9 protein-coding genes are annotated in these 11633 nt (G+C 69.0%); 6 read left to right on the top strand and 3 right to left on the bottom strand.

Features of this window, described 5'->3' with window-relative positions; all coding sequences use genetic code 11:
- The first annotated feature begins 27 nt into the window (after nucleotides 1–27).
- The 4 genes from MKD50_RS20080 to MKD50_RS20065 all read left to right on the top strand — a co-directional run bounded on the left by MKD50_RS20080 (nucleotide 28) and on the right by MKD50_RS20065 (nucleotide 5795).
- Entirely contained in the window at nucleotides 28–1338 is a 1311-nt protein-coding gene (locus tag MKD50_RS20080; RefSeq protein ID WP_240073829.1) for a dicarboxylate/amino acid:cation symporter, read from the top strand.
- Nucleotides 1339–1504: 166 nt separating this feature from the next.
- A complete protein-coding gene (locus MKD50_RS20075; RefSeq protein ID WP_252668398.1) occupies nucleotides 1505–3475 on the top strand; it encodes a sensor histidine kinase in 1971 nt (656 codons plus the stop codon).
- Entirely contained in the window at nucleotides 3465–4784 is a 1320-nt protein-coding gene (locus MKD50_RS20070; protein ID WP_115706127.1) for a sigma-54-dependent transcriptional regulator, read from the top strand. The genes MKD50_RS20075 and MKD50_RS20070 overlap by 11 nt, the downstream gene beginning before the upstream one ends.
- A 414-nt stretch (nucleotides 4785–5198) precedes the next feature.
- Nucleotides 5199–5795 carry a helix-turn-helix domain-containing protein gene (locus MKD50_RS20065; protein WP_115679566.1) on the top strand — a complete coding sequence of 199 codons (597 nt, stop codon included), beginning with the start codon at nucleotides 5199–5201 and terminating at the stop codon, nucleotides 5793–5795.
- Between the two features lie 16 nt (nucleotides 5796–5811).
- On the opposite strand, the gene ocd is transcribed toward MKD50_RS20065, so the two are convergent.
- Complete coding sequence (ocd, locus tag MKD50_RS20060) at nucleotides 5812–6897, bottom strand: ornithine cyclodeaminase (RefSeq protein ID WP_115706126.1); 1086 nt, start codon at nucleotides 6895–6897, stop codon at nucleotides 5812–5814.
- Nucleotides 6898–6913: 16 nt separating this feature from the next.
- Entirely contained in the window at nucleotides 6914–7792 is an 879-nt protein-coding gene (locus MKD50_RS20055; protein ID WP_240073826.1) for a dimethylarginine dimethylaminohydrolase family protein, read from the bottom strand.
- Nucleotides 7793–7969: 177 nt separating this feature from the next.
- Between MKD50_RS20055 and MKD50_RS20050 the strand changes: the two genes are divergently transcribed.
- Nucleotides 7970–8389, top strand: coding sequence for an Lrp/AsnC family transcriptional regulator (locus tag MKD50_RS20050; protein ID WP_115706124.1), 420 nt, complete (start codon nucleotides 7970–7972; stop codon nucleotides 8387–8389).
- A 21-nt stretch (nucleotides 8390–8410) separates the two neighbouring features.
- On the opposite strand, the gene MKD50_RS20045 is transcribed toward MKD50_RS20050, so the two are convergent.
- The gene (locus MKD50_RS20045; protein ID WP_240073825.1) at nucleotides 8411–10168 is read right to left on the bottom strand and encodes a chloride channel protein; all 1758 of its coding nucleotides are present in this window, start codon (nucleotides 10166–10168) and stop codon (nucleotides 8411–8413) included.
- Nucleotides 10169–10308: 140 nt separating this feature from the next.
- Between MKD50_RS20045 and MKD50_RS20040 the strand changes: the two genes are divergently transcribed.
- Complete coding sequence (locus MKD50_RS20040) at nucleotides 10309–11445, top strand: HPP family protein (RefSeq protein ID WP_115706122.1); 1137 nt, start codon at nucleotides 10309–10311, stop codon at nucleotides 11443–11445.
- The last annotated feature ends 188 nt before the right edge of the window (nucleotides 11446–11633 follow it).

Below are 11633 nucleotides of genomic sequence, written 5' to 3'. Positions count from 1 at the left end.
GGAACGGTCGCACAGGCCTGATCCACGATGAAACTGAATCGACTGCCCACCCTGATCTTCATTGCGATGCTGCTAGGCGTGCTGGCCGGCACCGCCGCGCACAACCTGGCACCGGACGCCGCCACTGCCAAATCGATAGCCAACCACCTGTCCATCCTGACCGACATCTTCCTGCGGATGATCAAGATGATCATCGGCCCGCTGGTGTTCGCCACGCTGGTGGCCGGCATCGCCAGCATGGGCGACGGCCGCGCCGTCGGCCGCATCGGCATGAAGGCGATGATGTGGTTCATCGGTGCCTCGGTCACCTCGCTGCTGCTCGGCCTGGTCATGGCCAACCTGCTGCAGCCCGGCCACGGCATGAACCTGGCGCTGCCGGCGGCGGACGCCAGCTCGAACCTGAAGACCGGGGCGCTGAACCTGCGCGACTTCATCGCGCACATGTTCCCCAAGAGCTTCGTCGAGGCCATGGCGAACAACGAGATCCTGCAGATCGTGGTGTTCTCGCTGTTCTTCGGCTTTGCGCTGGGCACCGTCAAGGACGGCGTCGGCAAGCCGGTGCTGCAGGGCATCGAGGGCCTGGCCGACGTGATGCTGAAGGTCACCAACTACGTGATGGCGTTCGCCCCGGTGGGCGTGTTCGGCGCGATCGCGGCCGTGATCACCGCGCAGGGCCTGGGCGTGCTGGTGGTCTACGCCAAGCTGCTGGGCAGCCTGTACCTGGCGCTGGCGCTGCTGTGGATGGCGCTGATCGCCGGCGGCTACTGCTTCCTGGGCCGCGACGTGTTCCGCCTGCTCAAGGGGATGCGCGCACCGCTGATGATCGGCTTCGCCACCGCCAGCAGCGAATCGGCCTACCCCAAGGTGATCGACCAGCTGACCCGCTTCGGCGTCAAGGAGCGCATCACCAACTTCGTGCTGCCGCTGGGCTACTCGTTCAACCTGGACGGCTCGATCATGTACACCTCGTTTGCCGCGCTGTTCGTGGCGCAGGTGTACGGCATCCAGCTGTCGCTGAGCCAGCAGATCACCATGCTGCTGGTGCTGCTGGTCACCAGCAAGGGCATCGCCGGCGTGCCGCGTGCCTCGCTGGTGGTGGTCGCCGCCGTGCTGCCGATGTTCGGCCTGCCCGAGGCCGGCATCCTGCTGGTGCTGGGCATCGACCACGTACTCGACATGGGTCGCACCGTGACCAATGTGCTTGGCAATGCGATTGCCACCGCCGTCGTCGCCAAAAGCGAAGGCGCCATCGGCGCGCCGGTAACGTCCGAGGAGGATGAACCCGCCGCGGATACCACCACCGGCCTGGCACCTGCCCAGGCCCTGGCGGCCAAGTAACACTGTCCGCCTGGCGTGCCAGGGGCCCGGTTGCCGATCAGGCAACCGGGCCTTTTTGCATTGCGGCGGCCGGCACCCCCCATTGGTGTGGTAAAAGTAGGCTCCCGCGCCCGGCTCCAGCCATTGCCGGCGCGGCGGCTATGCCACCTGCCTCGCCCAACACCTGATGACCGGCCCGCTACACCCTCCCGGCGATACCCCCCGCGCCGCCGCCAGCCCAGCGGCTTCGGCGGCCCCCGCTGCCCCCGCCGCGGCCAATCGCCCGCGCCTGCCCCACGGCCTGCGCGGCGCCGCGCCGCTGCTGGCGCTGCTGGCGCTGGCCGTGCTGGTCGGACTGGCCGGCGCGCTCGGCTACCGCTACACCTATGACAGCGCGCTGGCGCGCCAGGCCGAACGCGGCCAGGTCCAGCTGCGCCTGTACACGCAGGCGCTGGAAAGCGAGCTGGCGCACTACGACTACGTGCCCGGCCTGCTGTCGCTGGACGAGCGCATCGCCGCGCTGCTGCTGCGCCCCGACGACGCCGCGCGCACCGCGCGCGCCAACGAATACCTGAGCGCCCTCAATACCCGCGCCGGCACGCGCGTGATCTACGTGCTGGATGCGCATGGCAAGGTGCTGGCCACCAGCAACTGGCAGCGCCCGGACAGCTATCTCGGCGAAGACCTGAGCTTCCGCCCGTATTTCCGCTCGGCCATGGAGGGCCAGCTGGGCCGCTTCTACGGCGTCGGCACCACCCGCAGCGAATCCGGCTACTACCTGTCGGCGCCGCTGGGCGAGCGCGACAACCCGGTCGGCGTGGCGGTGGTCAAGATCGGGCTGGAGCCGCTGGAAAACCGCTGGCAGGGCGCCGACAGCCAGATGCTGCTGACCGATGAGAACGGCGTGGTGATCCTGGCCTCGGACCCGTCGTGGAAGCTGGCCGCGCTGCGCCCGCTGTCGGCCGAGGCGCGCGAGCGCCTGGCGCGCAGCCTGCAGTACAACCGCGCGCCGCTTCCGCAGTTGCCGCTGGACCTGGTGCGCAAGCTCGACAACGGCAACGGCAGCAGCAGCGACGAGCTGGTGCGACTGCGCCGCGGCCCGCCGATGCTGGCCCAGCATGCCGCGCTACCCGGCACCGACTGGCAGCTGACGCTGCTGACCAATACCTCGCAGGCGCGCGTGGCCGCGCTCAACACCGCGGCGCTGGCCGGCGTGCTGACCGCCTTCGTGCTGCTGCTGGGCGCGGCCTGGAACGTGCGCCGGCGCATCATCAACGAGCGCCTGGCGGCGCGCGCGGCGCTGGAGGCGGCCAACAGCGAACTCGAACGCAAGGTGGCCGAGCGCACCGCCGACCTGTCCACCACCAACCAGCGCCTGCAGGCTGAAGTCGCCGAGCGCATCCGTGCCGAGACCGTGCTGCGCCAGGCCCAGGACGGGCTGCTGCAGGCCGGCAAGCTGGCCGCGGTCGGGCAGATGTCGACCGGCATCGCGCACGAGCTGAACCAGCCGCTGGCGGCGCTGCGCACCATCTCCGGCAATACCGGCAAGTTCCTCGAGCGCGGCGACTACGCCACGGTACGCGCCAACCTCGACACCATCATCGGCCTGGTCGAGCGCATGGGCCGCATCACCGGCGCGCTCAAGTCGTTCGCGCGCAAGGCCGGCAACGGCAGGCGCCAGGCGAAGCTGGCCGAGGCGGTGGACAACGCGCTGTTCCTGCTGCAGACCCGCGTCGACGCGGTGCAGCCGGCGCTCCAGCGCGATGTCGACCCGGCGCTGGCGGTGGTGTGCGACCCCAACCGCCTGGAACAGGTGCTGGTCAACCTGCTCGGCAACGCGCTCGACGCGGTGGCCGGCAAGCCCGGCCCGCGCATCGCGCTGCATGCGCACGTGGCCGGCGGCATGGTCCACCTGACCGTGCGCGACAACGGCGCCGGCCTGTCCGAGGAAGCCTTCGCGCGGCTGTTCGAACCGTTCTTCACCACCAAGCCCGCCGGGCTGGGGCTGGGGCTGGGGCTGACGCTGTCGGCCGGCATCCTCAACGAGAACGGCGGCAGCCTGTCCGCCACCAACCATCCGGACGGCGGCGCCTGTTTCACGCTGGTGCTGCCGCTGGTGCTGGAATCCCATTCACAGGATGCCGAACATGCCGGCTGATCTGACCGTACTGGTGGTCGAAGACGATGCCGACGTGCGCCTGGGCTGCGAGCAGGCACTGCGCCTGGAAGGCATTGCCACGCGCGGCGTCGGCAGCGCCGAGGCCGCGCTGCGCGAGGCTGGCCCCGGCTACGCCGGGGTGGTGGTCAGCGACATCCGCCTGCCTGGCCAGGACGGCATGGCGCTGCTGGCGCAATTGCGCGCGCGCGACCCCGCGCTGCCGGTGATCATGATCACCGGCCACGGCGACGTCGGGCTGGCGGTGCAGGCGATGAAGCAAGGCGCCTACGACTTCCTGGAAAAGCCGTTCTCGCCCGAGCAGCTGGTGGATGCCACGCGCCGCGCGCTGGAGCAGCGCCGGCTCGCGCTGGAAGTATCAGAACTGCGAGAACGGCTGGCGGGCCGCGAGAAGCTCGAAACCCGGCTGATCGGCCATTCGCCCGCGGTCGAGCGGCTGCGGCGGCTGATCGCCGACCTGGCCGGCACCGACGCCAACGTGCTGATCCACGGCGAGACCGGCACCGGCAAGGAACTGGTGGCGCGCTGCCTGCACGAAGCCAGCCAGCGCCACGCGCGCAACTTTGTCGCGATCAACTGCGGCGGCCTGCCCGAGCAGCTGTTCGAAAGCGAGATCTTCGGCCACGAGGCCGGCTCCTTCACCGGCGCCGCGCGCCGCCGCATCGGCAAGGTCGAGCATGCCGAAGGCGGCACGCTGTTTCTCGACGAGATCGAGAGCATGCCGATGCCGCTGCAGATCAAGCTGCTGCGGGTGCTGCAGGAGCGCGTGGTGGAACGCCTGGGTTCGAACCAGCCGGTGCCGGTCAACACCCGCGTGGTGGCCGCCACCAAGGCCGACCTGCGCGCGCTGTCCGATGCCGGCCAGTTCCGCGCCGACCTGTACTACCGCCTCAACGTGATCACGCTGGAGCTGCCGCCGCTGCGCGAGCGGCGCGAGGACGTGCCGGCATTGTTTGAACATTTCGTCGCGCAGGCCGCTTTGCGCTTCGAGCGCGACGCGGTGCCGGCCACGCCCGCGGAACTGTCGGCGCTGGTGGCCTACCCGTGGCCCGGCAACGTGCGCGAGCTGCGCAACCTCGCCGAGCGCCATGTGCTGGGGCTTGGCTGCAACCCGGGCCAGGGCGCCACCGCACCGCAGGCCATGCCGCTGGCGCAGGCCGTCGAGCAGTTCGAGCGCGCGCTGATTGCCGACGCCATGCGCCGCCACGACGGCAACCTCAGTCGCGCCAGCGAAGCGCTGGGCGTGGCCAAGACCACGCTGTTCGACAAGGTGCGCAAGCACGGATTGTGAAGCTGTGAAGCACCCGCTGAATTCAGCATGCGCTGCAGACATTGCAGTCATGGGAACCATGACGAAGCTGGCAGGTCTGCACTGACAGCCTGTTGTCATCACAACGCACTCAATGTGCGTTAAAAAACAAAAGCCCCGCAGATTTATGTTTTTTCCTACAGATACTTTGTCGTTTGCGGCATATTATTAGCTTCCAGCAAATCCAGCATCGAGACCTCCAACATTGGGGATCGCGCTGCGCTTGCTGGAAATGCACAAAAGATCAAAACAACCACAAAAAGCAGCCTGGCCGGCGGGGGAGCGGGCCGGGCACACAGGGTCAGTCAACTGTTGGCAGTGACAAACGCGCGGCGCCAGTGCCAGGGGCCGCGTGCGCCATGACGGCGCGACTGCCTATGGACTACGGGTGATGGGATGAAACTTGATCCGGCACTGGCTGAAAAGCCTTACTACAGCACGCGGACAGCGGCAAAACTGCTCAACGTCTCACTGGGCACCGTCCAGAAGATGGTCGAGCGCGGCGAACTGGGGGCCTGGAAGACCAACGGCGGCCATCGGCGCATCCACAAGGAAACCGTGCATCGCCTGCTGGCGACGCGCATCGGACCCGAGTCGGCGTCGCCGCACGGGCTCGACCTTGTGGTGTTCCATCCCAACCACCAGGAGGCGCAGCGCATCCACGGCCAGCTGGCCAAATGGGGCCTTCCTCTCAAGAGCGTGGTGGTGGACGATGTGCTCGACACCGTCATTACCTCGGTCAGCGAGCATCCGCGCGTGGTGCTCTACTACGTCGACGAGCTCAACGATGCCGAGTCGGCCACCGTCGAGAAGCTGCAGAACTTTTTCGCCAGCCAGCACGTGATCTTCGCCGTCATCACCAACCGCCAGGCTTATGACGGCGTGGCCGATGCCCTGCAGCACTGGGGCATCATGGTGTTCCTGAAGACGCCCTCGCTCGAAGAGGTCAAGGGCTTCCTGCGGGCGCAGTTGATGATGGGCCGCGCCGCCTGAAGCCCCGGGTCACGCTTCAGGCCACTGCCGCCGGCCGTGGCACTGGCCGGCCGGCGCCGGCGCCATCCGCCTGCGCCAGCATCCAGCCGTACAGGTTGCGCGGATCGGGCGGCATCGCCACCAGTTCTACCGCGGTGCCGGCGCGGTGCGCCTGCGCCGCGGCGTAGAGCCAGCGCAGCGCGGCATAGTCTTCCAGCGCAAACCCCACCGAATCGAATACGGTCACCTCGTCGGCCGCGGCGCGGCCAGGGGCCTGGCCGGCCAGCACCTGCCACAGCTCGGTCACGGGCGCGTCGGCAGGCAACTGCTGGATCTCGCCCTCGATGCGCGTCTGCGGTTCGTACTCCACCACGATGCGCGCGCGGCGCAGGATGTCGGCATGCAGCTCGGTCTTGCCGGGGCAATCGCCACCGACCGCGTTCAGGTGCATGCCGGGCCGCACCAGTTCCGGCGTCAGTATGGTGGCGCGGGTCTTGTCGGCGGTGACGGTCGAGACGATGTCGGCGCCGGCCAGCGCGGCCTCGATCGACTCCGCGCGCCGGATCGCAAGGCCGGGCACGGCGGCAAGATTGCGCATCAGCCGCGCGCTGGCGGCGGGGTCGATGTCATAGGCGGCGATCTCGCGCACGCCCAGCATCGCATGGAAGGCCAGCACCTGGAACTCTGCCTGCGCACCATTGCCGATCAGCGCCATGGTCCCCGCGCCGGGCCGCGCCATGGCGCGCGCCGCCAGCGCCGAAGTGGCCGCGGTGCGCAGCGCGGTGGCCAGCGTCAGGTCCGCCAGCATCAGCGGGAAGCCGGTCTCCACCTCGGCCAGCAGGCCGCACGCCATCACCGTGGGCATGCCGTGCTGTGCATTGCGCGGATGGCCGTTGACGTACTTGAAGGCATACTGGCTGCCGTCGCTGACCGGCATCAGCTCGATCACGCCGCGGGCGGAATGGCTGGCCAGCCGCGCGGACTTGTCGAAATCGGCCCAGCGCGCGAACGCCTGGCGCACCTGCACGGCTAGGTCGACGATGGCCGCCTGCGGGCCGATCGTGGCCACCAGCCGGGCGACGTCGGTGGCATCGAGAAACAATGATCGGACGGTGTTCTTCATGACCCTCTCCCTGCGTTCAGGCGGCCGCCGCGGCGACGCCGCGACCGCTGCTGCGGTCCAGCCGCAGGGTCATGCAATAGGCGCCGCCGCCCGACAGCATGAACGGCGACAGGTCGACCTCATGCAACTGGTAGCCGCGCCGTCCCAGCTCGGTGCGCAAGTGCGGCGTGGTGCGGGTCATCACCACCTGGTCGTCCAGGTTGACCGCATTGACGCTGAAATGGCGCAGGTCGTCGGCGCTGGCCTCGATGCGCAGCCGCGCCGGCACGCGCGCGCGCAACTCGCGCAGCGCCGCTGCGCTGAAGGCCGGCGGGTAGTACAGCACCTCGCCGCCAGACAGCGGGCAGAAGCACACGTCGAGGTGATAGCTCTGCTCGGTGGCCAGCTCCAGCGCCACCACGTCCCTGCCGAAATAGCGTGACACCGCCAGCGCCGCCTCGTGCGACGAACGCGGGCCGAAGCCGGCCCAGAAATGGCCGCGCCCCGCGTCCCAGATGCAATCGCCCGCGCCTTCCTGGTAGCACCCTTCCGGCAGCAGCGCGACTTCGTCGAGCAGGCCGCGCTCGCGCAGCTTGCCGAAGATGTCGGCGAACGGCGCTTCCTCGCCGCGGCGCTGCGGATAGCGGAAGCGCGCCAGCAATGCGCGCCCGTCCAGCACCACGGCGGCGTTGGCCGGGAACACCATGTCGGGCAGTCCCGGCGCGCCGGGCGCAACCTCCACCGCCAAGCCCGCGCGCCCGAGTGCGTCGCGCAGCGCGTGGAACGACTGCATCGCATTGCGGTGCATGCCGTGCGGATCGCGCGCCCACGCAGCCGGGTCCATCCACGGGTTGATGCTGTAAGACACGTCGTAGAAGGTGGGCTCGACTAGCAAAATTGTCGGGGTCTGGATCACGGCGGCTCCTGGTTAGCGTGGCGGGGCGGTGGAATTCCGTCGGGAAATCCATCGCTCGATTGAATTCTGGTGTAAGTCCGCGTTAGCCAAAAGCCAGCAAACTGCCCAGTTTGCGCCTACCATTAAGTAAAATGCCACGTGCCCCTGGCGCTTTGCCAGTTATCCCCGCCCCGCCCCATGGATGCCACCGACCAGCAGCTGATTTCCCTCCTGCGCGACAACGCGCGCACGCCGGTGACGGCACTGGCGCAGGCGCTGCGCGTATCGCGCGCGACGGTGCAGAACCGCATCGACAAACTGGAACAGGAAGGGCTCATCGTCGGCTACACCGTGCGCCTGCGGCCCGAGGCCGAGGCGCACCGCATCCGCGCCTGGATGACGGTCGCCGTCGACGGCAACAAGACCCGCACCGTGCTGCAGGCGCTGCGCGGCGAGCCCAACGTGCAGGCGCTGCACACCACCAACGGCCGCTGGGACATCATCGCCGAGCTGCGCGCCGACACGCTCGAGGCCTTCGACCGCGCGCTCGACCGGATCCGGCTGATCGACGGCATCAGCGCCACCGAGACCAGCATCCTGCTGTCGACCTACAAGTAAGGCCGCTCAGGCCCCGCCGCTTCAGGCGGCGGCGCGGCCGCGCAGGCGCTCGCGGCGCGATTCTTCATGGAACACGTGGCCGCTCGGGCGCAGCAGGTCGCGCAGCGACACGATGCCGGCCAGGCGCATGGTTTCCACGCTTTCCACCACCGGCAGGCGCGCCACGCTCAGCGCCGCCATGCTGCCGGCGGCGGCGCGCGCGGTCTGGCCTGGCAGCAGCACATGCGCGGGCGCGCTGAGCAGGTCGCGGCAGCGCAGGCCGGGCGGCACTTCACCGGCGGCCAGGCCCCGTATGGCGGCCCGCTCGAGCATGCCCAGCACGCGCCCGTCGGCCACCACCGGGTAGGCGCGATGCGCGGCGTGCTCGCCGAAATAGCGCACCATGGCGTCCGCGACCGGCAGGTCGGCGTCGATCGCTACCACCTCGCGCGTCATCAGTTCGTCGACATGGGCGCGCTCGAGCGGATCGACACTGTATTCACGGTAGATATGCAGGCCGCGCCGGGCGATCTTCTCGGTCATGATCGAGCGCTTCATTGCCAGCACGGAGAAACCGTACGCCACCGCGGTGGTCAGCAGCAGCGGCAGCAGCGCCTGGGTGTCATGGGTGAGCCCGAAGGCGAACACGATTGCGGTCAGCGGCGCCCCCAGCACGCTGCCCAGCACCCCGGCCATGCACACCAGCGCCCACAGCTGCGGCGAACCGCCCGGCAACCACGGCGCCAGCACCACGCCCAGCCCCGCGCCCAGCATCAGCAGCGGCGCCAGCACGCCGCCCGAGGTGCCAGAGCCCAGCGCCGCGATCCAGATCACGGCCTTGACCGCCAGCAGCGCCAGCGCGATCTCGATGGCGATGCGGTTGTTGAGCAGGTCGCCGATCACGTCATAGCCGACGCCCAGCGCGCGCGGCTCGAAATAGCCGCCAATGCCGACCACCAGCCCGCCCAGCGCCGGCCACCACATCCAGTGCAGCGGCAGGCGCGCGAACGCATCCTCGGTGCGGTACAGCGCCAGCGTCAGGCCCGCGCCCAGCACGCCGCACAACAGGCCGGCCAGCACGCACGACAGCAGCGCCGGGGTGCCCGCCGCCGCGGTCTGCAGCGGGAACAGCGGTCCGGCCTCGAACAGCAGCGGCCGCAGGAAGCCCGCCACCGCGCATGCCAAGGCCACCGGCAGCAGGCTGCGCGGGCGCAGCTCGAACAGCAGCAGCTCCACCGCCAGCAGCACCGCCGCCACCGGGGTGCCGAAGATCGCCGTCATGCCGGCGCAAGCGCCCGCGACCAGCAGCGCCTTGCGCTCGCCCGCGGTCAGGTGCAGGTACTGGGCCAGCAGCGACGCCAGCGAGCCCCCGGTCATGATGATCGGCCCTTCGGCACCGAACGGACCGCCGCTGCCGATCACGATGCCCGACGACAGCGGCTTGAGCACCGCCACCCGCGGCGACATCCTGCTCTTGCCGAACAGCACCGCCTCGATCGCCTCGGGAATGCCATGGCCGCGGATCTTGTCGCTGCCGTAACGGGCCATCAAGCCGACCACCAGGCCGCCCACCACCGGCACCGCGATCACCCACGCGCCCAGCGCATGGTTCGCCGGCGAACGCTCCGCCAGCGACAGCGTCTGGTAGAAAAACAGGTTGGTGAAAAACCGGATCAGGTTCACCAGCACATCCGCCGCCACTGTACTGAGCGCGCCGATCCCCAGCGCGATTACCGACAGCAGCAGCAGGCGGCGGTTGACGGCATAGTCGCGTTTTTCGACCGGCATGACAGACGACATCTTGGGGGCTCCTTGCGGTTCTATGCTCTGGTGCGGTGCGACATGCCCCACCACCGGGATTGCGCTGCACCAAAGGCGGCCAAATATATCACCCCGTGATATATTACGTGCACCATTCCAAAGCGCCCCCCGTTACAAGAATGCCAACCGCCCCCGTCTCCGCCCTGGCGCATAACGCCCGTGCCTGGCTGCGCACATTTGTTCCCTTGCCGGTCGCTGCCAGCCGCAAGGAGCGCTTCAAGAGTTGCTTCGGCGCCCTGTTGGGCCTGCTCTGCACAGAGTGGATCAGCCACCAGACCCTGGGCGGCTTCAACCCCTGGTTTGTCGCGCCGATGGGCGCCTCGGCGGTGCTGCTGTTCGCGGTGCCGGCCTCACCGCTGGCGCAGCCGTGGTCGATAATCGGCGGCAACCTGATCGCCGGGGTGGTCGGCGTGGCCTGCGCGCGCTGGATCCCCGATCCCGGCCTCGCCGCCGCCGTCGCGGTAGCCGTCGCCATCGCCCTGATGTTCCAGTTCCATTGCGTGCACCCGCCCAGCGGTGCGGTGGCCATCACCGCGGTCTTCGGCGGGCCGGCGGTCAGCGCGCTGGGCTTCGGCTTCGTGGCGGTGCCGGTGCTGTTCAACTCGATGCTGCTGCTGATGATGGCGCTGGCCTTCAACAACTTGTCGCGCCGGCGCTATCCGCATCGTCCGCCCGAGCCCGCGGTGCAGCATGGCACCCGGGACGTACCACCCACCCAGCGCGTGGGCGTAACCCGCGCGGACCTGGATGCGGCACTGAAGGTGCGCGGCGAATTCCTGGATATCGAGGAAGACGACCTCGAGCAGATCCTGGTGGCGGCGCAGCTGCGCGCGTATCGCCGTCACTTTGGCAACGTGCTGTGCGGCGAAATCATGTCGCGTGACGTGATCACGGTGACGCCGGACCAGCCCGCGCATGAAGCCGGGCACTTGCTGTCGCGGCACCGCATCAAGGCGCTGCCGGTGGTGGATGCGACGCGCAAGCTGGTGGGGATCGTCACGCAAAGCGATTTTTTTGCTGCGCAGCGCGATACCGGGGCACGGCGTCTGGCCGGGACCGTGCGCAACCTGATGACGCATGCCGTGGTCACGGCGCGGCCCGAGCAGCCGATGGTGGAACTGGCGCAGGCGTTCTCCGACGGCGGGCTGCATCATGCGCCGGTGATCGATGATCAGCGGCGGGTGGTGGGGATGGTGACGCAGTCGGACCTGGTGGCGGCGTTGTTGAAGAGCGGGGTGATGGCGGTACCGGATTAAAGGACTGGCGCGGGTGTTTGGCTTGATGCCAGGCGGTGTTGGACAATCCCAATGAGGGTGTAGGCAGCCTGCTGCCGGCCGTATCGCGGGGACGCCTACGGCTGCTGCGCGGGCACAATTGCGCTGGCCCGGCATTTGGCCTTTGCGCGATTTCGCCAGCCCCGGTCACAGGCCGGCAGCGCCAAGCG

The sequence above is a fragment of the Cupriavidus mimosae genome, assembly GCF_023952485.1.
In the GTDB taxonomy this organism is placed as follows: domain Bacteria; phylum Pseudomonadota; class Gammaproteobacteria; order Burkholderiales; family Burkholderiaceae; genus Cupriavidus; species Cupriavidus taiwanensis_C.
Note: the sequence above shows the minus strand (reverse complement) of the source record. Positions and strands in the feature narration are given on the sequence as shown.